Genomic DNA, 25,470 nt, shown 5'->3' with positions numbered 1-25,470 from the left:
AAGGGGACGACGCCGAGGGGGCGGAAGATGCGGCGGGTGCGTTGTCGGTGCAGGCGGTGACGGCAAGGAGCAGGGCCGCGGCTGCGGCGCCACGGGCCGCCAGGGTGGAGCGGGCGGTCGGCATCACAGGGCGTCCAGGTATTCAGTCGGGCAGGGGCTCGGAGTAGTGGCGGAAGCCGTCGCGCTCGGTATGGATGTCGTACAGGCGCCGGGCCAGAGCATCGGGGCTGCTGTGTTCAGCGTCGGGCCGAATGGCGCCGGGCACGATCAGCTGCGCGACATGGATGTTCTGCGGAGCGAGCGTGTCGTGGAGCATGCGGGCGTACGCGCTCTCGGCGGCGAAGGCGACTGAGGTGCCGGCCACCTTCGGGTTGGGGCGTACGGCGCTGGAGCCGTTGACGAACAGCACCGTGCCGCGGCCGAGGTCCCGCATGCCGGGCAGGACGGCGTTCACCGCGGCGACGGGGCCCTTGACGGAGAAGGCGAGGGGCGCGTCGAGATCGTCGGCGCCGGTGTCCAGGACCGGCTTCATGAAGTCGGCCCGGGGCACAGGGCTGTACTGGAGAATCTCGACGGTCCCAAGCGAGGTCCCGGCCGCGTACAGGGCGGCGGTGAGGGACTCGATGTCGAGGACGTCGGCGGCGAAGCCGCGTGCCTCGATGCCGTCACGGGCCAGCTCGGCCGTGAGGTCGTCCAGGCGCTGGGTGTTGCGGGCGATGAGAGCGACGCTGTGGCCGGCGGCTCCGAAGCGGCGGGCGGTGGCGAGCCCGAGGCCGGGTCCAGCGCCAATGAGGGCGAACGTGGTCACGGTGAGTCCTTAGTGTCGAGGGGCCGTGCCGGGGTCAGGCGTCGGATGCCCGGGGCCCAGCGGCGGGACGGGTTGTGGTCAGGGCTTCAGGAGGGCCTTGATGGCGCGACGCTCGTCCATCGCCTTGTAGCCCTCGGCGACCTGGTCCAGGGGGAGGGTGAGGTCGAAGACCTTGCCCGGATTGATCCGGCCGTCCAGGACCCGGTCGATCAGGTCGGGCAGGTAGCGGCGCACCGGGGCGGGACCGCCCCGCAGCCCGACCTGGGAGAAGAACAGTTCCTGCCCCTCGACCGAAACGTCGTGCGGGACGCCGACGAAGCCCACATTGCCGCCGGGGCGGGCGGAGTGCAGGGCCTGGCGCATGGACTCGGGGGTGCCGACACACTCCAGTACGGAGTCGGCGCCGATGCCGCCGGTGAGGTCCTTGACGCGGGCGATGCCTTCTTCGCCGCGTTCGGTGACGATGTCGGTGGCGCCGAAGTCGAGGGCCAGCTTCTGCCGAGACTCGTGGCGGCTCATGGCGATGATCCGCTCCGCGCCCAGTTCCCTGGCCGCGATGACACCGCACAGACCGACCGCTCCGTCGCCGACGACCACGGCCGTCGATCCGGGGGTGACCTCGGCGGCGAGGGCGGCGTACCAGCCGGTGCCCATCACATCGGAGACGGCGAGCAGGCTGGGCACGAACTCGGCGTCCGGGTGCTCGTCGGTGGCGACGAGGGTGCCGTGGGCGTTGGGTATGCGTACGTAGTCGGCCTGGCAGGTGCTCATGAACTCGCGGTGCAGGCAGGAGGACTGCCAGCCGTTGCGGCAGTTGGCGCAGGTGTTGTCCGAGGTGGCGAAGGAGCCGACCACGAACTGGCCGGGCTTGACGTGGATGACCTCGGTGCCGACCTCCTCGACGATGCCGACGTATTCGTGCCCCATGGGGTGAGGCTCGTCCACCGGCTCCGCGCCGCGGTAGGGCCACAGGTCCGAGCCGCACACGCAGGTGGCGACCGTGCGGATGATCGCGTCGGTCGGCCGGCTGATCTTCGGGTCGTCCAGGGTCTCGAAGCGCACGTCGCCGGGGGCGTGAATGACTGCTCCGCGCATGATGGGGTGCCTCCTTCGGTACGGGGGTCGGGATCGCAGCCGGTAATCCGGAACGGCTGCACGAAATCGAGCCTCACACGCGAGGGCGGATGCGATAAGCGGAGGAATCTATCCGGGGAGAGGAACATCCAGGGAGGAAATTCTCCCCCCTTCCGCGGGTGCGATCGATGTAATGCTGGGAAGCATGACCAGCAATGTCACCCTGAATGAACTGGGAGAATTCCTCAAGAAGCGCCGCTCACAGCTGAGCCCGCACACGGTCGGACTTCCGTCGACCAGCCGGCCCCGCCGGGTCGAAGGGCTGCGCCGCGAAGAGGTCGCCCAGCTCGCCTCCATCAGTACGGACTACTACACGCGTCTCGAGCAGGGCCGTATGCAGGCGTCGGCTCCAGTGCTGGACATCATCGCCCGCGTCCTCCACCTGGACGACGACGAGCGGGGCTACCTGTTCCAGCTCGCGGGCAAGACCACCGTGCGCACGCGGCGCCGTGGCGCGCAGAAGGTCCAGCCGCAACTGCAGCGGGTGCTGGAGGACCTCACCTCCGTCCCGGCCATCGTGCAGGGGCGGCGCGGGGACATTTTGGCGTGGAATGCGCTGGCTGCCGCGCTGGTCACGGATTTCTCCCGCGTTCCGGAGAAGCACCGCAACTATCCGCGGCTCCTCTTCACCGATCCGGCGATGCGCAGCCTGTTCGCCGACTGGGAGACAACTGCGCAGGTCACCGTGGCGCAGCTGCGGATGGAAGCGGCGAAGTATCCCGAAAGCCCTCGTCTGATCGCACTTGTGGGTGAACTGTCCATGCGGGACCAGCAGTTCGCCCGGTGGTGGGGCGACCACCGGGTTGCCGCCCGCACCGTGGGCACGAAGACCCTGATCCATCCGGTCGTGGGCGAGGTCACCCTCGACTGCGACACCCTCACCGCCAGCACCGACCCCGACCAGTACATGACGGTCTGGACCGCCGCCCCGGGCTCCCCCGCGCACGACCAGCTGCGCATCCTCACCTCCTGGGCCGCCGACCAGAACCTGCCGACCTCGTCAGGATGGGAAGCATGACCAGCAACGTTCCGCTCAATGAGCTGGGCGAGTTCCTCAAGAAGCGCCGCTCCGAACTGAGCCCGCGCACGGTCGGGCTGCCGGAGACCGGGGGTCCCCGCCGGGTGGACGGGCTGCGCCGTGAGGAGGTCGCCCAGCTCGCCTCGATCAGCACGGACTACTACACGCGTCTCGAGCAGGGCCGTATGCAGGCGTCCGCCCCCGTCCTGGACATCATCGCCCGCGTCCTCCACCTGGACGACGACGAGCGGGGCTATCTCTTCCAGCTCGCGGGCAAGACCACCACCCGCACCCGGCGCCACGGCAGGCAGAAGGTACAACCCCAGTTGCAACGCGTACTGGACGACCTCACCGCTACCCCGGCCATCGTGCAGGGCCGGCGCGGGGACATTCTCGCGTGGAACGCACTGGCCGCCGCCCTGGTCACCGACTTCTCCCGTATTGCGGAGAAGCACCGCAACTACCCGCGGCTCATCTTCACCGATCCGGCGATGCGCAGCCTCTACGCCGACTGGGAGGGCTCGGCGCGGATCGCCGTGGCGCAGGTGCGGATGGAGGCGGCGAAGTATCCCGAGGATCCCCGTCTCATCGAGCTGGTCGGTGAACTGTCCACACGGGACAAGCAGTTCGCCCAGTGGTGGGGCGATCACCGGGTCGCGGCCCGCACCGTGGGCACCAAGACCCTCAACCATCCGGTCGTCGGCGAACTCGTCCTGGACTGGGACACCCTCACCGCCAATACCGATCCCGACCAGCACCTGACCGTCTGGACCGCCGCCCCCGGTTCGCCCACCCACGAGCGACTGCGCATCCTCGCCAGCTGGGCCACCGAGCAGAACCTTTCGCCCTCTGCATCCCTCCGCTGACTGGTGCCGTGCCCAACCGAGGGATCCCGACCGGCTGTACCTCAGGCTCTGTCGCTCCGAGCGTGAGGTGCAGCCCGTGGGCGAGCCTTGCGTCAGCCGATGTCCTGAGTGCCGCACCGGATCGCCTGGTCTGCGGCTGTTCCTGGCTGAGGCGGGGGCGTATCGGAGCGGGTGGCGCGCATCAGCGCGAGCGCGGTCAGCGGTAGGAGAGTGAGGGCGGCCGCCACGGTGCCGACGAGCGGGGGCCCTGCCTGCTGCAGCGGTGAGGTCAGGGCGATGCCCGCCGTCCAGGAGCCGATGGCGATGCCCACGTTGGGCGCCGAGCCGCTGAGGCCGGAGACGAGGGTGGGCGCGGAACTGGAGAAGCGCAGGGCCAGTGCGCCGAGCACCGGGGTCGCGGCGAAGCCGGTCATCCCCATGAGTGTCACCAAGATGACGGCCGCCACGGGGTTCGGGGAGAGCAAGGTCAACAACAGCAGGACCAGTGTGGTAAAAGCGGCGGAGGTGATGAGCGTGGCGAGGGGTCGGCGGTCGCCGAGGCGGCCGCCGACCGTGGTGCCCAGCAGGGCGCCCAGGCCGTAGCCGGTCAGGACCATGGGCACGGCTGCGGCGGGGATGCCGGCCCGTTCGGTGAGCAGGGGCGAGATGTAGGTGTACGTAGCCAGGACCCCGCCCATCAGCAGCGTCATGGCACTGAGCGTCAGCCAGACCCGGACATCGCGCAGCGCTGCGAACTCGGCCCGGACGGACGGCGCTTCGCGTCGCTCGTCGGCAGGGATGTACCGGCCGATGACCGCCGCCGCGCCGGCTGACAGTACGGCCAGTACCCAGAACGGCCCGCGCCAGCCCGACAGCTGCCCCAGCCACGCGCCCAGAGGTACGCCGGCCACGGTGGCCACGGTCAGACCTCCCAGGAGCATGCCCAGGGCCCGTGACGTCGCTGCCGGTCCCGCCGCGGTCGTGGCCACGAGCGCGCCGACACACCAGAAGGTCCCGGTGGCCAGTGCGGTCACCACGCGGGCCGCGAGCACGAGCGCGAAGGACGAGCTGAGCGCGGCGACCAGGTGGCCCAGGGCGAAGACGGCGAGCGCGAGGATCAGCGTGGAGCGCCGGGGCAGGTGCAGCGTCGCGATCGCCATCACCGGCGCGCCGACGATCATGCCTGCTGCGAAGGCAGTGATCAGCAGGCCCGCATGGGACACGCTGACATTCAGATCGTCGGCGATCTCGGGCAGCAGGCCCGCGATGACGAATTCGGTGGTGCCCATGAGGAATGTTCCGGCGGACAGCACCAGGACGACGAAGGGCAATCTGTGGGGCCGGCCGTCGTGAATGGGTGACATTCGGTTTCATTCTCTTTTCAGGGCGATGTGCGACCGCTGCGGGGTGGGGACGCTGTAGAGCATCGCACCGCAAGGGCGTTCTGTGAGGGGGAGGAATTTCTCCCTGCTTCGTGAAGGACCGGCGAGTGATCTCCCCGGGGAACGATTCCCGATTTCCCCGCGACACCGCCAGGTTGTACGGGACGACGGTCGCGGGCAGCGTCTGCCTCGCCCCGCCGGCCTGGATCCTCGGACGGTCCACGCCAGCGACGATATGTGCGTTGGTCGTCATTAGGCCGTGGCCGTAGACGAAGTCGGCGACGTTCTCGCCGATTGTGAGCCATGTCGCTCCGTAGGAATTCAAGAAATACAGCGGCGAGCAGTGGGATTCCCCGTCCCGGGAAGGCTCCTATCCGAGGAGGGAATTTCTTACCCTCCGATCGCGGACATGGGGCGGCCCGGCTGGACGAACGTCGGGTCGTCCAGGCCCGCGCCCGCCTTCTTGCCCCACATCGCCTCGCGCCAGATGCGGGCGATCTCCTCGTCGGAGGCGTCGGAGCGCAGGGCCTCGCGCAGGTCGGTCTCCTCGCGAGCGAACAGGCAGGTTCGTACCTGGCCGTCGGCGGTGAGCCGGGTGCGGTCGCAGGCGGCGCAGAACGGACGGGTGACCGAGGCGATGACGCCCACGTTATGCGGGCCGCCGTCCACGAGCCAGCGCTCCGCCGGGGCCGAGCCGCGCTGCTCGGACCCCTCCTCGGTGAGCTCGAAGCGGGTGCGCAGGGAGGTCAGGATGTCCCCGGCGGTGATCATGCCGTCGCGCTTCCAGCCGTGCTGGGCGTCCAGGGGCATCTGCTCGATGAAGCGCAGCTCGTAGTCGTGCTCCACGGCCCAGGCCAGCAGTTCTGGCGCCTCGTCGTCGTTCAGTCCGGGCATCAGGACCGAGTTGGCCTTGACCGGGGTCAGGCCCGCCTCGCGGGCGGCGTACAGGCCCTCGATGACGTCCTTGTGGCGGTCGCGGCGGGTGAGGGTCTTGAAGACGTCCGGGCGGAGGGTGTCGAGGGAGACGTTGACCCGGTCCAGGCCCGCCGCCTTCAGGGCGGCCGCCGTGCGTTTGAGGCCGATGCCGTTGGTCGTGAGGGACATCTGGGGGCGCGGGTCAAGTGCCGCGACCTGCTCGACGATGCCGGCCAGGCCGGGGCGCAGCAAGGGCTCGCCGCCGGTGAAGCGGACCCCTTCGATGCCGAGGGTGGTGACGGCGATGTCGATCAGACGGACGATCTCGTCGTCCGTGAGCAGGTCCGGCTTGGCCAGCCACTCCAGTCCCTCCTCGGGCATGCAGTAGGTGCAGCGCAGATTGCACCGGTCGGTCAGCGAGACCCTCAGGTCGGTGGCCACCCGGCTGTAGGTGTCGATCAGCACGTTCCCGAGACCATTCCTTCCCGGTGCCGCGCTGTCTCCGGTACCGCCTGGGAAACGCGGTGGATCGGGCCGCTGACCCGGACCAGAGGCAAGCCGCTCCCTCGGCCCCGGTGGGCGATGATCTCCGCGGTGATGGAGATGGCCGTCTCCTCGGGGGTGCGGGCGCCGAGGTCGAGGCCGATCGGGGACCGCAGCCGGGCCAACTGCTCCGGTGTGGCGCCTACTTCGCGCAGACGGAGAAGGCGCTCTTTGTGGGTGCGCCGGGAGCCCATCGCGCCGACGTAGCCGACGGGTAGGTCGAGTGCCAGCTGCAGTAGGGGGATGTCGAACTTGGCGTCGTGGGTGAGCACACAGACGGCGGTACGGGCGTCCACGGCCGTCTGTGCCAGGTAGCGGTGGGGCCAGTCGACGACCACCTCGTCGGCGTGCGGGAAGCGTGCCTTGGTGGCGAAGACGGGGCGGGCGTCGCACACGGTGACGTGATAGCCCAGGAACCGGCCGGCTTGGGCGAGGGCGGCGGCGAAGTCGACGGCGCCGAAGATCAGCATGCGGGGGCGGGTGGCGGCCGCGTGGACGAGGACGGAGAGCTGCTCGGGGCAGGTGCCGACGTCTCCGCCGAGCGTGAGGAGTGCGGTGCGGCCGGTGCGCAGTTGGGCGGTGGCCCAGTCCGCCACCGCCCGGCCGGTCGGCCCGTCGCCGAGCGCGCTGTCGGCGATCCAACTGCCGCCGACGACACACAAAGTGGCGCCGAGCAATGCTTCAGGCCCGTCCACGACCTGGGCGACGGCGGCGGGCCGGCCCTCGACCGCCTCGGCGAGCGCCGCGCCGAGATGCGGCTGTGCGGCCGGGTCGATGCACTGGATGAGCACGTCGAGTTCGCCACCGCAGGTCAGTCCCACGGCGAAGGCGTCGTCGTCGGAGTAGCCGAACCGGGCACGCTGTGAAGGGCCTTGCTCTTGGAGCACCTGTTGGCACAGTTCGTACACCGCGCCTTCGACGCACCCGCCGGAGATGCTGCCGATGGCGTTGCCGTCCTCGTCCACCGCTACCGAGGTACCGATGGGCAGGGGTGCGCTGCCGGTGAGGTCGACGACGGTGGCCAGGGCGAAGGGGCGTTCCTCGCGGCACCAGCGGCGCAGTGCGTCCGCGATGTTGAGCATGGGGGACTCCAGAGCAGACGGTCGCTGTCGCAGAAGGCGGGCCGCTGCCGCGTTGACGGGGGCGCATGTGAGGCGGCGGCCCGGGAGGGTCCGGCAGCCGTACGGGGGGTTCGGCTGCCGGACCCGTCTAGGGAGGCGGTGGTGTCAGAGCAACGCCTCGGCGGTGATGGGCAGTTCACGGACCCGTCGGCCGGTGGCGTTGAAGACCGCGTTGCCGATCGCGGCCGCCACACCCACCTGGACGACCTCGCCGAGCCCCTTCACCCCCAATGAGTTGCCCGCGTTGTCCTCGCCGTCCAGGTAGATCGCCCGTACCTGGGGGACGTCGGCGTTGACGGGGACGAGGTAGTCGGCGAGGTTGGCGTTGACGATCCGGCCGTCGCGGTGGTCGGTGACCGTGTGCTCCAGCAGGGCCGTGCCGATGCCGCCCACGATGCCGCCGATGGCCTGGCTCTCGGCGAGCTTGGGGCTGATGATGCGGCCCGCGTCGTACACGCCGAGCATGCGCCGGACCCGCACCAGCCCCAGCGTCGCGTCCACCGCGACCTCGGCGAAGGTGGCGTTGTAGGCGTTGTAGGAGTTCCGTTCGGGAGTCGGCGGACCGGCATAGTTGCCGCGTGCTTCAAGGTGGGAGCGGCTGTGGCGGGCCAAGAGGCTGCGGTACGTCTCTCCGCGGGCCGGTGTGCCACGCACGTGCAGCCGCCCGTTGCGCACGACGACGTCGTCGGCCGGCACTCCGTGCAGAGGCGACTCTTCGTCCTCGACGGCCAGTCTGATCGCCTGCTGCCGCACCTTGTTGCAGGCGTCGACGACGGCGGAGCCGACGCTGGCCATGGTCGACGAGCCGCCGTGCGGGCCGGTCTGCGGATACAGGGAGTCACCGAGCCTGAAGGTCACCGTGCGCATGGTCAGCCCGAGCGCGTCCGCGGCCACCTGGGTCTGCGAGGTGTAGGTGCCCGGACCCATGTCAGTGGCGGCCGCCTCGACCACAGCGGTGCCGTCGGCGTGGAGGCGGGCCCGGGCCTGCGCGGGGAAACGCCCGGGGTCGTAGACGCCGGCCGCCATCCCCAGGCCGACCAGCCAGTCCCCGTCACGGGTGGAACGGGGCCTGGGATTACGGCGATCCCAGCCGAACTCACGGGCGCCGACCGTGTAGCACTCACGCAGCCGCCGGGTGGAGAACGGCAGGTTCTTCGCCTCGTCCTCGGACGGTTCGTTGCGTCGGCGCAGCTCGATCGGGTCGACGCCGAGCTTGTGGGCGAGCTCGTCCATCGCCGACTCGATGACGAACGAGGCCGACGCGAAGCCGGGGCCGCGCATCCAGATCGGCGTGTTCACATCCAGCGGCACCGTCCGGTAGGTCTGGCTGACGTGGGGCATGCTGTAGAGCATCTGCCCGGGCGCCATGACCCCTTCGGTGAACGTCTCGTACGACGAGGTCTCCGCGTCGATGTCGTGGGTCGCGGCGGTCAGCCGGCCGCGCCGGTCGCTGCCCAGTCGCAGCCGGTACTCGTAGGTGGGCCGGAAGCCGGTGCCGAAGTACATCTGCCGACGGCTGAGCACCAGCTTGACCGGCCGCTTCGTCTCCCGCGCGGCCACAGCGGCGACGATCGTGTGCGGCCAGCAGCGCAGCCCGCTGCCGAAGCCGCCCCCGACAAACGGATTGATCACCCGCACCGCATCCGCGGGCAGGTCGAACACGGCGGCGATCTCGTCGCGGGTGCCCATCACCCACTGCGTCTTGTCCCACACGGTGACCTTGTTGCCGTCCCAGCGGGCGATGGTGGCGTGCGGCTCCATCGGGTTGTGGTGGTTGCGCGCCAACCGGTACCTCAGGTCCAGGCGCACGGCCGAGGAGGCCAGCCCGGCGTCCGCGTCGCCGCGTGCGTAGTTCGTCGGCTTGTCCGGCTTGCCCTCGTGAAGGTCGGTCGAGGGCTGCTCGGCGTCGTACTCGACCTTGACCAGGCTGGCGCCGTGCTGGGCGGCCTCCAGGGTCGTGGCGACGACGACGGCGACGGGCTGGCCGTGGAAGAGCACCCGGTCGTCCTGGAACACCCGTAGCCTGCGCCCGGGCAGGTTGTTCGAGCCGGAGTTGTCGCGGTACGGCAGCTTCGGCGCGTTGCGGTGGCTGATCACCCGCAGCACGCCCGGGTGCTTTTCGGCGTCACGGGTGTCGAGGGAGGTGATGCGGCCGCGGCCGATACTCGCATCGACGATGACCGCGTGCACCGCGCCGTCGACATCGAACTCGGCGGCGTACCGCGCCTTGCCCGTGACTTTGAGCCGGCCATCCACACGGGACAGCGGAGCGCCCACGGCTGCCTGCGGCTGGGGACTCACTTGCTACCTCCTACGACGCGCAGCTGACGTTCCACGGTCCGCTTGAGCAACTCGACTTTGAACCGGTTGTGCCGAAGGGGCCGGGCGCCGTCCCGGGCTCGCTCGGCGGCGGCCGCCCACAGCGCATCCGAGGGACGCTGACCGACGAGGTGCCGTTCCACGGCGGGCAGCTTCCACGGCACGGTGCCCACTCCACCGGCGGCGACCTTCGCCTCCCGGATCACCCCGCCCCGCACGTGCAGCGCCACGGCCGCCGACGTCAGGGCGAACTCGTAGGACTGCCGGTCGCGTACCTTCAGATAGCCGGACTTCAGCGGGCGCGGAAGCGCGGGAACCTCCAGTCCGGTGATCAACTCGCCCCGCCTCAGGGCCTGTTCACGATTCGGTGTGTTGCCCGGACGCAGCAGGAAGTCGGCGAAGGGGACCTGGCGTTCCCCGTCCGGGCCCAGCAGATGCACCCGCGCTTCCAGTGCGGCGAACGCAACGGCCGCGTCGGAGGGGTGGGTGGCCACGCAGGCGTCGGAGGTTCCGAGGATGGCGTGCGTACGGTTGAAGCCCTTCAGCGCGGCGCAACCCGAGCCGGGCTCGCGCTTGTTGCAGTCGGCGGTGACGTCGCGGAAGTAGGTGCAGCGGGTGCGCTGCATGATGTTGCCGCCGATGGTGGCCATGTTCCGCAGCTGGGCGGAAGCGCTCAGTTCCAGCGCCTGGGAGATGACGGGGTACAGCGAGCGCACCTTGGGATGGGCGGCGGCCTCGGACATGGTCACCAGCGCGCCGATGCGCAAGCCGCCGCGCTCGGCGACCGTGACGTCGCGCAGCGGCAGGTCGCTGATGTCGACCAGGGTCTCGGGGCGCTCCACGGTCTCGCGCATCAGGTCGACGAGGGTGGTGCCGCCGGCGATGTAACGGCCGCCGTGGCGGCCCGCGTCGAGGGCGTCACGGGTGTTCGCGGCCTTCGTGAACGAGAAGGGATGCATGTCAGCGGCTCCTTACTTCCGGCCGGCGGTCTGCTCGAGGGCCCGCACGATTTTCACGTAGCAGCCGCAGCGGCAGATGTTGCCGCTCATCCACTCCCGGATCTCCTCCGGCGAACCGGTGTGCCCCTCCTTGATGCAGCCCACCCCGGACATGATCTGGCCGGGGGTGCAGTAGCCGCACTGGAAGGCGTCCTGGTCGACGAACGCCTGCTGCAGCGGGTGCAGTCGGTCACCGTCGGCCAGGCCCTCGATCGTGGTGACCTCGGCGCCCTCCAGGCGTGCCGCGAGCGTCAGGCAGGAGTTCACGCGCTGCCCGTCGACCAGGACCGTGCACGCCCCGCAGGCCCCGGCGTTGCAGCCCTTCTTGGAGCCGGTCAGCTCCAAGTGCTCGCGCAGCAGATCCAGCAACGAGGTGCGGTTGTCGACCGTGACCGTCCGCCGGGTGCCGTTCACCGTCAGGGACACACGGCTGGAAGGGGCCGTCCCCGTAGCGGGCGCTTCCTCGGCGCCTGCCAGGAGCGTTCCTCCAGCCACCACGACACCACCCACCGCGACACCGGTGGCGATGACGGTGCGCCGGCTGGGCCCCGAGGTGGACTCGCCGGCTCCGGAAGGCGGAGAAACAGCGGAATCAGGGAGTTCAGAGGACATACATTCGCCTTTGCATCACGGACGGATCAGTCGTGTACACCAGCGGGAGACCAGGCACGAGATCGACGTCACCGCGGGAAACTGGGTGACCGCTCGCCTCGACAGGGCGGCTGATCACGCGAAAGTCTTGCACCACAGGCGTCACTCATGGCAGGGAGAGTTTTGTCCCCCCTTGCTTTTCCTTGGCCTTCCCTTGGTTTTTTCGCCCACAAGTAAGCGCTAGGTGAAGGAGGGAGGGCCGTCGAAGGCGCGGCACGTCGCCGTCCCCGCGAGTTCACCGCAGAGATAACAACAGCAGGTCGGCGAGAGCCCCTGTTCCGGGCGAGAGGGCGCGTGCTGATCTCACAGGGCGTCGGTGTCTCGACCGGCCGTCGTGGCGTCGCTTGAGGTCTTCACGGCCTGCGTGTCCACCGTTGACGAAGCCCGGCGCTGCGGCCGCGTGCACAGGCGGCCTCGTCGCCCCGCATGTTGTGGAACCAGCGGGAGGTCGAGACCCGGTGCGGCGTCGGTGGCCGGGGTCGTAGGGAACATCCCCGCCAGATACCGGTGATGATCCAGGGCTTAAAAAGCACGGGTGCTTGAGTTTTTTTCTTTGGCTGCCACGCTCGCACCACACTGGCCGGGGAGCGATGACTAGCCGTACCGGACCGGCTTCCGCCGTGCGCATGCCGGTGTTCCCGGGAACGGACGTGGAGAGGAACGCCCATGGAGCTGGCCACCACCCTGGAGTACGCCGAGAACGACCCCCGCAAGGCCGTCGAGGAGATCGTGCGGCTGGAGAAGGCCGGGCTCGACGCCGTCTGGGTGGCCGAGGCATACGGCCGCGACAACCGCGTCACCGACAACTGACTTGCCTGGTGAACCGTCCATTCCGGCCGCGTCGAGGTCAGCGGCGATGTCTGTGAAGGACGTTGTCAGCGCCTCGGGGTATCGCGATCCTGGGCAACTTGCAGCTCCTCCACCTGCGGTACCCGGTTCGCGATCCTGGGGCGTCGTGAGTCGGCGAGAACGACGTGTTCGCGTAACGGAGCGGCAGCGTGCAACAGGAGATTTTGGCGCCCACCAAGGTGACCTGTTTCGCCAGGTGAGACGGGCTGCCGCTGATCCGTTGGGCACGTTGACTCCGCGAGCGCAACAGTTTCGGGCCGGAACAGACTGGCCAGGAAAGAGGAGGCAATGGGTCTACTGGAGCAGATGACCTCGCGGCTCATTCTCCCCAGCTTCTCCCCACGGCCCATTCTGGGCCGACCGACACACGTAAACACCGAGGTCAGGTATGCAATTCACGACGCGCCCCACCCTGAGCGGCACCTTCGGCATGGTGTCCTCCACTCACTGGCTCGCCTCGCAGTCGGCGATGGCCGTCCTGGAGAGCGGCGGCAACGCCTACGACGCGGCCGTGGCGGGCGCCTTCGTGCTGCACGTCGTCGAGCCGCACCTCAACGGCCCGGCCGGTGAGGTGCCGATCCTGCTCGCCCCGTCCGGCGGCGAGGTGCGGGTGCTGTGCGGGCAGGGCGTCGCACCGGCCGGCGCGACCGTCGCGCACTACCGGGGCCTCGGCCTGGACCTCGTCTCTGGCACCGGGCCGCTCGCCGCCGCCGTACCGGGCGCGTTCGACGCCTGGATGACGCTGCTGCGCGACCACGGCACACGGTCCCTCGAGGAGGTCCTGAAGTACGCCATCGGATACGCCGAGCACGGGCACGCGCCCGTGGAGCGCGTCGGCGAGACCGTCGAGACCGTGCGCGAGCTGTTCGAGACGGAGTGGACCTCGTCGGCGGACGTCTACCTGCCCGGTGGCAAGGCACCGCGCCCCGGCGAGCTCTTCGCCAACCCCGCACTCGCCGCCACCTGGAAGCGCCTGCTCGCCGAGACCGCCGGCGCGGGCGGCAGGGAGGCGCGGATCGAGGCCGCCCGGCAGGTCTGGCGCACCGGGTTCATCGCCGACGCCCTCGTCCGCCAGGCCGGTCGCCCCACCAGGGACACCAGCGGAGAACGCCACACCGGCACCCTTACGGCCGCCGACCTCGCCACCTGGTCCGCGACCTACGAGACACCGGCGACGTACGACTGGAACGGCTGGACCGTGTGCAAGCCCGGCCCCTGGAGCCAGGGCCCGGTCCTCCTCCAGCAACTCGCCCTGCTCCCGCCCGAACTGCCCCGTTACGGCTCGGCCGACTACGTCCACCTCCTCGTCGAGAACTGCAAGCTCGCCATGGCCGACCGGGAGGCCTGGTACGGCGACGCCTCCGACGTGCCCCTCGACGACCTGCTGTCCGACGCGTACAACACGGCCCGCCGCGCCCTCGTCGGCGAGTGGGCCGAGAACGGCCTGCGGCCCGGCAGCCCCGGCGGACGCATCCCGCGGCTGTGCGCGCACGCGCGCGGGGCGGCCGCCGCCCAGGAGGGCTACGACGCCCTGGGCGCCGGCGAGCCGACCGTCGCCAAGAGTCCGGCGTCCCCCGTGCCGGGCGAACCGGAGATCCTGGCCGACGGGACCACCCGCGGCGACACCTGCCACCTCGACGTCGTCGACCGCTGGGGCAACATGGTCTCGGCCACGCCCAGCGGCGGCTGGCTCCAGTCCAACCCGGTCGTGCCCGAACTCGGCTTCCCGCTCGGCACCCGGCTCCAGATGACCTGGCTGGAGGAAGGCCTGCCCAACACCCTCACCCCCGGCCGGCGCCCCCGCACCACCCTGACGCCCTCGATCGCCCTGCGCGACGGCGTGCCCGTCATGGCCTTCGGCACCCCCGGCGGGGACCAGCAGGACCAGTGGCAGCTGCACTTCCTCCTCGCGGTCGCGCTGCGCGCCCGGGTGCGCGGCGGCCCCGACCTCCAGGGCGCGATCGACGCCCCGAACTGGCACAACGACAGCTTCCCCGGCTCCTTCTACCCGCGCGGCATGCGCCCGGGCAGCGTGACCGTGGAGTCCCGCACCGACCCGGCCGTCGTCGCGGACCTGCGGCGCCGCGGCCACGACGTGACCGTGGGCGGCCCCTGGTCGGAGGGCCGGCTGTGCGCGGTCGCCCGGGACCCGGAGACGGGCGTGCTGTCGGCGGCGGCGAATCCGCGCGGGATGCAGGGGTACGCGGTGGGCAGGTGATCCGGCGGGCCGCTGTTCATCGCGAGGCCACCCGGAGTGCACCCGGCGGGCGGGCGTTGTCAGTGGCACGTGTTGTCATGGAGGAGTGATCGACATCAACGAAACCATCGAAGAGTTTCTCGCAGAGCACGCCTCCGACGTCGAAGAGACGATCCGCAAGGCCGCCGCCACCGAGATCATGCCGCGCTGGCGCCAGCTCGCAGCGCACGAGGTCGACCAGAAGAGCGGCCCGCACGACCTGGTGACCGACGCCGACCGCAAGGCCGAGCTGTACCTGACCGAGGCCCTGGCCGCCCTGCTGCCCGGTTCGGTCGTGGTCGGCGAGGAGGCGGTCCACGCCAACCCCGCGTCGTACGCGGCGATACGCGCGGACGCCCCGGTCTGGATCGTCGACCCGGTCGACGGGACGCGCCAGTTCGTGCGCGGCGAGGCCGGGTTCTGCACCCTGGTCGCGCTGGCCCACCGCGGCACCCTGCTCGCGTCCTGGACGTACGCGCCCGCCCGCGACCGGCTCGCCACCGCCCAGCGGGGCAAGGGCGCTCACCTCGACGGGGAGCGGCTGTTCGCCGGGGTGCCGGAGCCCGGCCGGGACCTGCGCGTGGCCACCTCCCACCCCGACTACACGACGGACGAGGAGAAGCACGCCCTGCTCGGCCTGCGCGCCGACGGGGTGGCACCGCGCCCGTGCGGCTCGGCCGGTCTGGAGTACCTGGCCATCGCCCGGGGCGAGTTGGACGCCGTCGCGTTCTCCTGGGAGGCCGCCTGGGACCACGCGGCCGGGCTGCTCCTGGTCGAGGAGGCCGGCGGCGCCCACCTGACACTCGCGGGGGAGCCGTTCCGTATCGCGGGCGGCAACACCCTGCCCTTCACCGCCGCCCGCGACGCGGCCACGGCCCGCCGGGTGGTGGGCCTGCTGTCGGGCGAGGCATAGACCCGAGGCCATTGCGTGGCGCACACAGTTGATCACCCAACGTGTGCGCGGGCGGATTCCAGCCGCCGCAAAGCGGTCTTCCGCACCGGAAATCACCGGCGGCCGGTGACTGTCAGTCTCCGGGCATATCCTGATCCTCAGTGGCCGTCGGCTGACGAAGGGGTCCGAAGGTGCCGTCGATGCTCGATGCCGTCGTAGTGGGTGCGGGGCCGAACGGACTGACCGCGGCCGTGGAGCTGGCCCGCCGCGGCTTCTCCGTCGCCGTCTTCGAGGCCCGGGGCACCGTGGGCGGTGGTGCCCGCACCGAGGAGCTCACCCTCCCCGGCTTCCGGCACGATCCGTGCGCCGCGGCCCACCCGCTCGCCATCAACTCACCGGCGTTCCGCGCCCTGCCGCTCGAGCGGTACGGCCTGGAGTGGCTGCACGCCGAGCTGCCCATGGCGCATCCCTTCCCGGACGGCACGGCGGCCGTCCTGGCCCGGACGGTCGGCGAGACGGCCGCCTCCTTCGGCCCGCGCGACGCCGGCGCGTACCGCAGGCTCATCGAGCCCTTCCTGCCCAAGTGGGACACCCTCGCCCGGGACTTCATGTCCCTGCCGATGACCGCGCTGCCCCGCGACCCGGTGACCCTCGCCCGCTTCGGCCTGGCCGGGCTGCCCCCGTCGACGCTGCTGATGCGCCGCTTCCGCGACGAACCGGCCAAGGCCTTGTTCTCCGGGCTCGTGGCCCATGTCATGGCACCCCTCGGCGGCTTCGCCACCGGCGCGATCGGCCTGGTCTTCGCCCTCGCGGCGCACGCCCGCGGCTGGCCCGTCGCCCGCGGCGGCTCCCAGTCCCTCTCCGACGCCCTCGCCGCCTACCTGAAGGACCTCGGCGGCAGCGTCCACACCGACTACGAGGTCAAGCGCCTCGACGATCTGCCGCCGGCCCGGGCGTACGTCTTCGACACCTCGCCCACCGCCCTGGCCCGCATCGCCGGCTTCGGCAACCACTACGCCGGCTACCGCTACGGGCCGGGCGTCTTCAAGGTCGACTACGCGCTGGACGGCCCCGTGCCCTGGACCGCGAAGGAGGCCCGCGCCGCCGGCACGGTGCAGGTCGGCGCGAGCAGCGCGGAGATCGGCGCCGCTCTGCGCGCGGCCTCCCGGGAGGGCCGGGCCCCCGACAAGCCGTTCCTGATCACGGTCCAGCCGAGCGTCGTCGACCCCACCCGGGCCCCGGCGGGCAAGCACGTCTTCTGGGCCTACGGGCACGTCCCGCACGGCTGGACCGGCGACCTCACCGACACCATCGAGCGCCAACTGGAGCGCTTCGCCCCGGGGTTCCGCGACCGCGTCCTGGCCCGCGCCACGGCGGGCCCGCCCGAACTCGCCGCCCGCAACGCCAACTACGTCGGCGGGGACATCGCCTCCGGCGCCGCCTCCGGCCTCCAGCTGCTGCTGCGCCCCAGGGCCACCCTGTTCCCCTACAACACCCCGCACCCGGCCGTCTTCATCTGCTCGTCGGCGACCCCGCCGGGCCCCGGAGTGCACGGCATGTCCGGGCACAACGCGGCGAAGGCCGTCTGGAAGCGGCTGAGGCAGACATGACCGCCATCGAACTGGTCCGGGGCGACCTCACCCGCGAGAGCGTCGACGCGATCGTCAACGCGGCCAACTCCTCACTGCTGGGCGGGGGAGGGGTCGACGGGGCGATCCACCGCCGCGGCGGACCCGCGATCCTGGAGGACTGCCGCCGGCTCCGCGCCGCGCACCTCGGCAAGGGCCTGCCCACCGGACAGGCGGTCGCCACCACCGCCGGCGAGCTGGACGCCCGCTGGGTCGTCCACACCGTCGGCCCGGTGTTCAGCGCTACCGAGGACCGCTCCGGCCTCCTCGCGTCCTGCTACCGCGAGTCGCTCCGCGTCGCCGGCGAACTCGGCGCCCGTACGGTCGCGTTCCCCGCGATCTCCACCGGCGTCTACGGCTGGCCGATGGACGACGGAGCCCGCATCGCCGTCGAGACCGTCGCGGCGGACACGACGGTCGAGGAGGTCAGGTTCGTCCTCTTCGACGAACGGGCCTACGAGGCGTTCGCCGCGCAGCTGCGCTGAGCCACGGCACGACGGGGCTCACACGGGCTCCGGCTCGAAGTGCCGCAGCAGGTCCCGGCCGGGCTGGACGACTCCGTAGGTGCTCTCCGGGACGGCGTTCCACACACCGGGGAGATCGCCCAGCGGCTCCGACACGACCAGCCGCGTCTCGTCGGAGACATGGTTCAGGAACCCCAGGTCGGGGTGGAGCGCTCGCACGTCCTCCACCCGGCTGCTGTAGTAGAGCGACCGCGACTTCCCCGCGCTGGAGTAGCGGAAGAACCACACCCGCTCCCCGTCGGTCACCGCGACCGTCATCTGCAGCGGCTGCGGCACCCCGTGCTCGTGGCCCAGGCGCTCGATGAGCCCCGTCATCCGCGCCACCGCACCCGGCGGATCGCCGTCCAGCCCGAAGGTGAGCGCCACGTGGAACATCACCTCCGAGTCCGTCGTGCCCTCCATCGACGGGAACAGCCCCGGGTCCACGGCCAGCATGAGATCCCGGCGCAGCTCGCGGAACCCGTCGATCGCCCCGTTGTGCATCCACATCCACCGCCCGTGGCGGAACGGATGGCAGTTCGTCTGCTGCACGGCCGAGCCGGTCGAGGCGCGCACATGCGCGAAGAACAGCGGCGAGCGGACGTGGTCGGCGATCTCCCGCAGGTTGCGGTTGCTCCAGGCCGGGCCGGTGTCGCGGATGACGGCGGGGGTGCGCAGGTGCCACGCGTACCAGCCGACGCCGAAGCCGTCGCCGTTGGTGGTCTCGACCCCCATCCGCGCGTGCAGGCTCTGGTCGATCAGCGAGTGCTCCGGGCGGTAGAGGACGTCGTCGAGGATCACGGGAGTGCCCGAGTAGGCGAGCCAGCGGCACATGGCCGATACCCCTGTTCCGAGCCGCCCCGGCCGGGCCGCGCGGCTCCGTAGGTGATGTGCGTGGACCCCAGCGAACCTCCCTCGCGCCCGGCACGCATCGCCCGCCGCGGGTGGTTACGGCCCTGGGCCGGGCGTGCGCGGCTGAATGAGCGCGGAGACCCGGAGCGGAGCGAGCGCCACTCGTGGTGGACGGACGCGGGGGTGACGGCTCCCCGGCGGAGGCGCCCCGCGTGGACCGGCGGCGGATGCCGGCCGGCCTCGTGTGGATCGGCGGGGATGCCGGCCGGCCTCGTGTGGATCGGGGGGGTGCCGACCCGCCTCGTGTGGATCGGGGGGATGCCGACCCGCCTCGTGTGGATCGGCGGTGGACGCCGACCCGCCTCGCCGGTCCCGAGGATTCGGGCGGTCACTCCGTCGCCGGGTGGATCCGGCCCGAGCGGGCCGCCGCGCCCAGTGCCTCGAAATCCCGCTCGTTCTGGTCGGCGTACGCCTGGGCGAACACGGTGAGCGCCCGGTCGAAGCGGTCGCCGCCGCCCAGATAGGCCGCGATGGCGATCGGATCGCCGGAACGGGCGTGGGCCCGCGCCAGACTCGCCCCGCACAGCCGCGCGAACAGGCGGAGCAGACCGGGGTCCATGGTCTCCGGCCGGGCGATGCCCTTCCAGTCCCGCAGCTGCCGTACGTAGAAGTCCCGCTCGTGCCCGTCGAGGCCCACCGTGTGTGTCCAGCCCAGCAGGATGTCGCTGGTCGTCTGGATCAGACGCTGCCCCGCCACCACGCGCCGGCCCTGGTTGTCGTAGCGGTCGCCGCCGCAATGGGCGGCGAGGACCGACTCCTGCGCCTCCTTGGCCTGGAGCAGCAGCGGATCGTCGTCGTCCCGGCCGAGCAGCAGCACGATCCAGCAGCGGGTGCCGACACTGCCGACCCCCACCACCTTGCGGGCGATGTCCACCGGGCGGTAGCGGCGCAGCAGGTGCCGCCGCTCGGACGACAGAGTCCTGGCGTAGCCCTCCAGAACGGCCCGCAGCTCCTTCTCCCGGAAGTGCGCGGAGTCGTCCTCCAGCAGGTCCCGCAGCGGGGTGATCAGCGGCGGGTCCGGTGTGATCCGCCGCCCCACGGCCGTGTCCCGGGTGAGCTTCTCGTAAGCCTGCATGTGGGTGCGGGTCCGGGCCTTCGCCGTGGCCTTCGTGGTGCGGCGCCGGGCCTCCTTGGACATCGACGCGGCCATCAGCTCCCGCAAGTGGTCGGTGTCATCCTGGGCGTACCAGATGTCCAGGGTGCGCATCCCGGCGAAGTCCCGCATCCGCCGCCGGTAGGCCTTGACGCACGTCTCCACCGCGCTGTTCTGCTCCGCCACCGAGAAGTCGTTGGCGCGGCCCGCGATGGCGAAGCTGGCCGCGAGCCGTTTGACGTCCCACTCGAACGGCCCGGCCAGCGTCTCGTCGAAGTCGTTGATGTCGAAGACCAGATGGCGCTCCGGCGAAGCCAGCAGCCGGAAGTTCAGCAGATGGGCGTCCCCGCACAGCTGCACCCGCAGCCCGGTGTCGGTGGTGGCCCCGAGATCCGCCGCCATGATCGCCGCCGCACCGCGGTAGAAGCGGAACGGGGACTCCAGCATGCGGCCGTAGCGGATCGGCACCAACTCCGGTACGCGGGTGGCGGACTGGCGCTCCACCACCTCGACGGGGTCGAACCGGTCGGGCCCGGCCTCGAACCCGGCGTGGGAGGAACGCGGCACCCGTCGCCGGGCGTTCCGGCCCGCGGCGGCCCGCTCGGCCGGTGACATGAAGGTGGTGAAGGGACTCGGTACGGTCATGGTTCAGCGCTCCGGCCGCGAGGGGAAGTCGTCCGAGGGCTCCCGGCCCTGCCGGCGCAGCGCCGCCTGCACCGCGCCGGCGAGGATCCGTGCCGCCACGCCCACCAGCAGCAGCCCGCCCGCCATCTGAATCATCGTCAGCACCCGCCCGGTCTGGGAGCGGGCCGTGATGTCGCCGTAGCCGACGGTGGTGAACGTGGTGAGCGTGAAGTACAGGGAGTCCGTCTTGGTCAACGGCTCGCTGAACGAGCCCGGGTTCGTGTGCTCCAGCAGGAAGTAGGCGCCCGCGAAGAGCAGCAGGAACAGCGCCAGCGTCGTGGCCAGGGCCTCGACGGCCTTCAGCCGGGGGTAGGGCGAGGTCACGATGGCCCGCACCTCCCACCAGAAGACCACGACCACCAGCAGCAGACCACAGGCCAGCAGCACCGAATCGCCGCTCGTGCCCCGCCCGTCCAGGGGCAGCACGTAGTAGACCGTGACGAGTCCGGCCGCGATCAGCGCGGCGCGTACGAGGGCCGTGACCGCCGCACGCCGGCGGCGCTCCGGCCGCCGCCGGTCGGGAACCTCCGCTGGATCGTCCATCGCATGTCTTCCGGTCTCGGTCCCGCCCCGGTGCCGGGGCGCCCCACAAGGCCTGCCCTACCACCTCAGCGTCCGGGCGCCTCGCACGGATCACCCGCCACGGGTGAGGCGGCCCGGCTCCGGTCCCGGGCACGCTGGTGCCGACGGGGACGACTGCCGGGCGTGCACCCGGGACGGAGGACTCACATGAGCGCGCAGAACTATCTGGCGTACGACTTTCCGCTGCTGAGCGCCTTCTGGTCGATGCTGTGGTTCTTCCTCTGGATCATGTGGTTCGTCCTGCTCTTCCGGGTGGTCCTCGACATCTTCCGCGACGATTCCCTGAGCGGCGGAGCCAAGGCCGGCTGGCTGGCCTTCTGCGTCCTGCTGCCCTTCCTGGGCGTGTTCGTCTACGTCCTCGCCCGCGGCCGGAACATGGGCCGCCGGGAGACGGACCGGGCCCGTGCCCAGCAGCAGGCCTTCGACAGCTACATCAGGGAGGCCGCCCGGGGCGGCGAGGACCGGTCCGGCAGCGTCGACGAGCTCGCCAGGCTGTCCGAGATCCGTTCCCGCGGCGACATCACGGACGAGGAGTTCCGCAGGGCGAAGGAACTGGTGCTCAGCGGCTCCGGAGCATCGGGCGCCTCGGCCGCCGGTACCCCCACCTCCGGTCGCTGACCGCGCCGGACGCAGCAGAATCGAGGAGCAGGATGACCGCCACACACCCGACGCACGGGACCTCGAGGACGAGGCACGGAACCGCCGCCGCAGGCCTGATGATCTTCGCAGCCGTGATGCTCATGCTCGCCGGGATTCTCGGCATCATGCGCGGCATCTCGGCGATCGCCGAGGACCAGGTCTTCGTCACGACCCCCAACTACGTCTTCGCCTTCGACACCACCGGGTGGGGCTGGATCCACCTCGCCCTGGGCGTGGTCGCCGTGCTCATCAGCCTGGGGCTGTTCCAGGCCTCCACCTGGGCGCGCGTCCTCGGCGTGGGGATCGCCGGACTCGTCCTCATCGCCAACTTCCTTTCCCTGCCGTCCTACCCGGTCTGGTCCGTGGTGATGATCGCGATGTCCGCGTTCATCATCTGGGCCCTGTGCACCGTGAAGAAGGGCGACGTCTGAGAGTCCGTCGGCCGTGTCTCGCCCGAAAGGGCCGGGCACGGCCGCGCCGCGCCCTCGGCTCCGGGCTCAGGCGCGGGTGCGGACCAGCAGCAGGGCGACGTCGTCGTCCGGTTCCGGGCTCAGCGCGCTGAGCAGGCTGTCGCTGGCGCGCTGCAGGCTGGGCCCCGCGTTCCCGAGCAGCCGGGTCAGGGTGTCCAGGCCGGTGTCGATCGACTCCCCGCGGGTCTCGACCAGCCCGTCCGTGTACAGGGCGAGCAGGGAGCCCGGGGCGAGTTCCACCTCCACCGTGCCGAACTCCACGCCGCCGACCCCGAGCGGGACCCCGCCCGGCACGTCGACCAGCTCGGCACGGCCGTCCGCCGCGGCGAGCACCGGCGGCAGATGCCCGGCGCTGGACAGCTCGCAGGTGCCGCGCCGCAGATCGCACACCGCGTACACGCACGTGGCGATCGCGTCGCCGAGGGAGCCGGCGATGTCGTCGAGGTGCCGCAGCAGCTCGGCGGGCGGCAGGTCCAGCCGGGCCAGCGCCCGCGTCGCCGTGCTCAGCTGCCCCATGATCGCCGCGGCCTGGACGCCCTTGCCCATGACGTCCCCGACGACCAGCCCGGTGCGTCCCGGGCCCAGCGGCAGCACGTCGTACCAGTCGCCGCCGACCTCGCTGAGGGCCGGGCGGTAGCGAGCGGCGATGTCCAGCCCCTCCCGCTCGGCGGGCGTGCTCGGCAGCAGGCTGCGCTGCAGGGTGAGGGCGGTGCCGCGCTCACGGCCGTAGAGGCGGGCGTTGTCTATGCAGATCGCGGCACGGGCGGCGAGTTCCGAGGCGAGCACCTGGTCCCGGTCGTCGAAGGGGCGCTCATTGACCGTGCGGTACAGCGAGAGCGTGCCGAGCACCTTGCCCCGGGCCACCAGCGGCAGCGCCAGGTAGGAGTGGGCGCCGGCCTCGTGCAGGGCCAGGGCGGCCCGTGAGTCCCGGGCCAGCCGCCGCAGCATCTTGCCGTCCACGCGCTCGACCAGGACCGGGCGGGCGCTGCGCACACACTGCGTGATGATCCGCGACGAGCCGTACGTGGCCAGCTCGCCCACCGGGTCGGCGGCGTGGATGGCGTCGGTGGGATATCCGGCCGCCACGGCCAGCGCCCGGAACTCGGCCGGGGAGCCGCCCGACACGGGCGTGATGGTGCCACGGGCCACGACCGACTCCAGGACGTCCACCGCGGCCAGGTCCGCGAGGTGCGGCACGACCACGTCGGCCAGCTCCCGGGCGGTCTGCTGGAGGTCCAGCGTGGTGCCGATCTTCATGCCCGCGTCGGCGATCACCGACAGGTGCTGGCGTGCCTGCGCGACCTCGGCCGCGGCCTGCTGGCGCTCGGTGACGTCCAGGACGGCCATCGCGAGCCCGAGCACCCGGCCGTCGGTGTCCTCGATGCGGTGGTAGGACTCCGAGTAGGCGCGCTCCTGCGCGTCCGCCGCCGTCCGCCCGACGGTCTGCTGGTCGAGCAGGGGCGCGCCGGTCTCCAGGACGTGCCGCATCCGGGCCTCGATGGCCTCCACATCGAGGTCGGGCAGCACCTCCCCGACCCGGCGCCCCAGCACCGCCTCCTCGGGCACGCCGTTGATCCGCTCCAGCGCGGGGTTGACCCCGACCCAGCGCAGGTCGTTGTCGAAGACGGCGATGCCGAGCGGGGTCTGGTTGACGAGGCTGTGCGAGAGGGCGAGGTCGCGCTCGACCTGCCGTACGGTCGTCGCGTCCGTGGCGAGTCCCAGCAGGTGGGGCTGCCCCTCGGGGTCGCGGAGGCGCATCGTGCGGAACTCCACGGCGCGTTCCGTGCCGTCGCGGTGCCGCAGCGGGAAGACACCTGCCCAGCGGGCACCCGTACTGACCTGGGCGAACAGCTCCCTGCCCCGGGGCCGGTTCTCGGGGGAGACCAGGAGGGTGTCGGCGCGCTGGCGCAGGGCCTCCTCCGCGGTCCAGCCCAGCAGCTGCTCGATCTCGGGGCTCCACAGCGCGATGTGCCCGCCGGCGTCCAGGACCACCGCCGCGACCTTCAGCAGATCCAGCAGCCCGCCGGGCGCGGCCGTGACGGCGTCGCGGTCCGAGGTCGCATACCCGTTCATGCGAGCCGCTCCTTCCGGCGCGGCAAAGGTACCGCCATGATCTGTTGCGCGGGCTGTCCGATGAGGTCACATTACGGTCGGAGGAGCGGCACTGTCGCGCCGAAATGACAAAAAACCGCGGGTCGGTGCCCGTGGTGGGAGGGAGTGGCGTCTTGGAGGCCTGGACCTTACGGGAGAGCCTGGTCACCGCGTCGGGGAACGTGCGCTGGGACCGGCTGGGCGAGCCGGGTGGCGAGCCGGTCGTGCTGCTGCACGGGACGCCCTTCTCGTCATACGTGTGGCACGAGATCGCACCCGCCCTCGCCGCGGTCGGGTATCAGGTGCACGTCTGGGACATGCCCGGTTACGGCGCCTCCGCCATGCACCCCGGCCAGGACGTCTCACTGGGCGCCCAGGGCGGAATCCTCGCCGAGCTGCTCGCGCACTGGGGGCTTCGGGAGCCGTCCGTGATCGCGCACGACTTCGGTGGGTGCGTGGCACTGCGGGCCCACCTCCTGCACGGGGCCCGCTTCCGGCGGCTCGCTCTGGTCGATCCGGTGGCCCTGCGGCCCTGGGGCTCCCCCTTCTTCCGCCTGGTCGGGGAGCACAGCCGGGTCTTCGAACAGCTCCCGTCGGCGCTCCACGAGGTCCTGGTGCGCGAGTACGTCTCCTCCGCGAGCCATGCCGGTCTGCGCCCCGCCACGCTCGACGCGCTGGTCGGGCCGTGGACGACCGAGGAGGGCCAGGCCGCCTTCTACCGGCAGATCGCGCAGGCCGACCAGCGCTTCACCGACGAGATCCAGCCGCTCTACCCGTCGATCGACCTGCCCGTCACGGTCTGCTGGGGCACCGAGGACACCTGGATCCCGTTCGCCAGGGGACAGGAACTCGCCGCCCTGATCCCGGGGGCGCGGCTGGTGCCCGTTCCAGAGGCCGGGCATCTCGTCCCGCTGGACGCGCCCGCCCGGCTGACGAGCGAGCTGCTCGCCTTCCTCACGGCCTGAGAAACCGTCCGGCATCGGGGAACCCTCAGGACCGCACAAAGTCCGACGGGGTCATTGCTTCGATTGTGTTCGAGTCCTAGGGTGTGCCTGCTCAGCAGTTGCTCAGTCACCGTCAGTTGCACGCGTCCCAACAGAACCGCCCATCACGGATGGGCGGTTGGGGATCCCCTCTGACGTGCCCTCAGTCCGTGC

General features: G+C 71.3%; 22 protein-coding genes. 10 read left to right on the top strand and 12 right to left on the bottom strand.

Going from position 1 to position 25,470, the window contains the following annotated elements:
* Positions 1 to 142: 142 nt before the first annotated feature.
* Complete coding sequence (locus IE153_RS04770) at positions 143 to 808, bottom strand: SDR family NAD(P)-dependent oxidoreductase (protein ID WP_189588475.1); 666 nt, start codon at positions 806 to 808, stop codon at positions 143 to 145.
* 78 nt (positions 809 to 886) lie between these two features.
* Positions 887 to 1,903: a zinc-dependent alcohol dehydrogenase family protein gene (locus tag IE153_RS04765; RefSeq protein ID WP_189588474.1), complete on the bottom strand. Its 1,017-nt coding sequence runs from the start codon at positions 1,901 to 1,903 to the stop codon at positions 887 to 889.
* Between the two features lie 172 nt (positions 1,904 to 2,075).
* On the opposite strand from IE153_RS04765, the gene IE153_RS04760 reads away from it, so the two are divergent.
* Both IE153_RS04760 and IE153_RS04755 read left to right on the top strand, forming a co-directional pair.
* The gene (locus IE153_RS04760) at positions 2,076 to 2,960 is read left to right on the top strand and encodes a helix-turn-helix domain-containing protein (protein ID WP_189588473.1); all 885 of its coding nucleotides are present in this window, start codon (positions 2,076 to 2,078) and stop codon (positions 2,958 to 2,960) included.
* Entirely contained in the window at positions 2,957 to 3,826 is an 870-nt protein-coding gene (locus IE153_RS04755; RefSeq protein ID WP_184588616.1) for a helix-turn-helix domain-containing protein, read from the top strand. The genes IE153_RS04760 and IE153_RS04755 overlap by 4 nt, the downstream gene beginning before the upstream one ends.
* Positions 3,827 to 3,918: 92 nt before the next feature.
* Here IE153_RS04755 and IE153_RS04750 read toward each other — a convergent pair whose 3' ends face one another.
* From IE153_RS04750 to IE153_RS04725, 6 genes are all read right to left on the bottom strand, one after another.
* Complete coding sequence (locus IE153_RS04750) at positions 3,919 to 5,169, bottom strand: MFS transporter (protein ID WP_189588472.1); 1,251 nt, start codon at positions 5,167 to 5,169, stop codon at positions 3,919 to 3,921.
* 408 nt (positions 5,170 to 5,577) lie between these two features.
* Positions 5,578 to 6,567 (bottom strand): GTP 3',8-cyclase MoaA, encoded by a 990-nt coding sequence (gene moaA, locus IE153_RS04745; protein ID WP_189588471.1) that lies wholly within the window; start codon positions 6,565 to 6,567, stop codon positions 5,578 to 5,580.
* The gene (locus IE153_RS04740) at positions 6,561 to 7,727 is read right to left on the bottom strand and encodes an XdhC family protein (protein ID WP_189588470.1); all 1,167 of its coding nucleotides are present in this window, start codon (positions 7,725 to 7,727) and stop codon (positions 6,561 to 6,563) included. Before IE153_RS04740 ends, moaA begins: the two co-directional genes overlap by 7 nt.
* A 144-nt stretch (positions 7,728 to 7,871) precedes the next feature.
* Positions 7,872 to 10,067: a xanthine dehydrogenase family protein molybdopterin-binding subunit gene (locus tag IE153_RS04735; protein WP_189588469.1), complete on the bottom strand. Its 2,196-nt coding sequence runs from the start codon at positions 10,065 to 10,067 to the stop codon at positions 7,872 to 7,874.
* Positions 10,064 to 11,044: an FAD binding domain-containing protein gene (locus tag IE153_RS04730; RefSeq protein WP_189588468.1), complete on the bottom strand. Its 981-nt coding sequence runs from the start codon at positions 11,042 to 11,044 to the stop codon at positions 10,064 to 10,066. The genes IE153_RS04735 and IE153_RS04730 overlap by 4 nt, the downstream gene beginning before the upstream one ends.
* Positions 11,045 to 11,056: 12 nt before the next feature.
* Complete coding sequence (locus IE153_RS04725) at positions 11,057 to 11,695, bottom strand: (2Fe-2S)-binding protein (protein ID WP_189588467.1); 639 nt, start codon at positions 11,693 to 11,695, stop codon at positions 11,057 to 11,059.
* Positions 11,696 to 12,400: 705 nt separating this feature from the next.
* Here IE153_RS04725 and IE153_RS04720 point away from each other — a divergent pair.
* The 5 genes from IE153_RS04720 to IE153_RS04700 all read left to right on the top strand — a co-directional run bounded on the left by IE153_RS04720 (position 12,401) and on the right by IE153_RS04700 (position 17,824).
* A complete protein-coding gene (locus IE153_RS04720) occupies positions 12,401 to 12,544 on the top strand; it encodes a hypothetical protein (protein ID WP_189588466.1) in 144 nt (47 codons plus the stop codon).
* Between the two features lie 427 nt (positions 12,545 to 12,971).
* On the top strand, positions 12,972 to 14,801 hold the full coding sequence (locus IE153_RS04715) for a gamma-glutamyltransferase family protein (protein WP_189588465.1): 1,830 nt from the start codon (positions 12,972 to 12,974) through the stop codon (positions 14,799 to 14,801).
* Between the two features lie 85 nt (positions 14,802 to 14,886).
* Positions 14,887 to 15,732: an inositol monophosphatase family protein gene (locus tag IE153_RS04710; RefSeq protein ID WP_189588464.1), complete on the top strand. Its 846-nt coding sequence runs from the start codon at positions 14,887 to 14,889 to the stop codon at positions 15,730 to 15,732.
* A 179-nt stretch (positions 15,733 to 15,911) separates the two neighbouring features.
* Positions 15,912 to 17,321: a phytoene desaturase family protein gene (locus IE153_RS04705; protein WP_189588463.1), complete on the top strand. Its 1,410-nt coding sequence runs from the start codon at positions 15,912 to 15,914 to the stop codon at positions 17,319 to 17,321.
* The gene (locus tag IE153_RS04700) at positions 17,318 to 17,824 is read left to right on the top strand and encodes an O-acetyl-ADP-ribose deacetylase (protein ID WP_189588462.1); all 507 of its coding nucleotides are present in this window, start codon (positions 17,318 to 17,320) and stop codon (positions 17,822 to 17,824) included. Before IE153_RS04705 ends, IE153_RS04700 begins: the two co-directional genes overlap by 4 nt.
* Positions 17,825 to 17,842: 18 nt before the next feature.
* On the opposite strand, the gene IE153_RS04695 is transcribed toward IE153_RS04700, so the two are convergent.
* From IE153_RS04695 to IE153_RS04685, 3 genes are all read right to left on the bottom strand, one after another.
* Positions 17,843 to 18,676, bottom strand: coding sequence for a class II glutamine amidotransferase (locus IE153_RS04695; protein WP_031112351.1), 834 nt, complete (start codon positions 18,674 to 18,676; stop codon positions 17,843 to 17,845).
* A 406-nt stretch (positions 18,677 to 19,082) separates the two neighbouring features.
* Positions 19,083 to 20,492: a DUF2252 domain-containing protein gene (locus tag IE153_RS04690; RefSeq protein ID WP_189588461.1), complete on the bottom strand. Its 1,410-nt coding sequence runs from the start codon at positions 20,490 to 20,492 to the stop codon at positions 19,083 to 19,085.
* 3 nt (positions 20,493 to 20,495) lie between these two features.
* A complete protein-coding gene (locus tag IE153_RS04685; RefSeq protein WP_189588460.1) occupies positions 20,496 to 21,074 on the bottom strand; it encodes a potassium channel family protein in 579 nt (192 codons plus the stop codon).
* Positions 21,075 to 21,260: 186 nt separating this feature from the next.
* Here IE153_RS04685 and IE153_RS04680 point away from each other — a divergent pair, with 186 nt between their 5' ends.
* Both IE153_RS04680 and IE153_RS04675 read left to right on the top strand, forming a co-directional pair.
* A complete protein-coding gene (locus IE153_RS04680; protein ID WP_189588459.1) occupies positions 21,261 to 21,731 on the top strand; it encodes an SHOCT domain-containing protein in 471 nt (156 codons plus the stop codon).
* Positions 21,732 to 21,763: 32 nt separating this feature from the next.
* Complete coding sequence (locus IE153_RS04675; protein ID WP_031104396.1) at positions 21,764 to 22,183, top strand: DUF7144 family membrane protein; 420 nt, start codon at positions 21,764 to 21,766, stop codon at positions 22,181 to 22,183.
* 66 nt (positions 22,184 to 22,249) lie between these two features.
* On the opposite strand, the gene IE153_RS04670 is transcribed toward IE153_RS04675, so the two are convergent.
* Positions 22,250 to 24,295 (bottom strand): SpoIIE family protein phosphatase, encoded by a 2,046-nt coding sequence (locus IE153_RS04670; protein WP_189588458.1) that lies wholly within the window; start codon positions 24,293 to 24,295, stop codon positions 22,250 to 22,252.
* 152 nt (positions 24,296 to 24,447) lie between these two features.
* Here IE153_RS04670 and IE153_RS04665 point away from each other — a divergent pair, with 152 nt between their 5' ends.
* Positions 24,448 to 25,278, top strand: coding sequence for an alpha/beta fold hydrolase (locus tag IE153_RS04665; RefSeq protein WP_229828745.1), 831 nt, complete (start codon positions 24,448 to 24,450; stop codon positions 25,276 to 25,278).
* Positions 25,279 to 25,470 lie beyond the last annotated feature (192 nt).

It is taken from the genome of Streptomyces massasporeus (assembly GCF_014648995.1).
Taxonomy (GTDB): Bacteria; Actinomycetota; Actinomycetes; order Streptomycetales; family Streptomycetaceae; genus Streptomyces; species Streptomyces massasporeus.
Note: the sequence above shows the minus strand (reverse complement) of the source record. Positions and strands in the feature narration are given on the sequence as shown.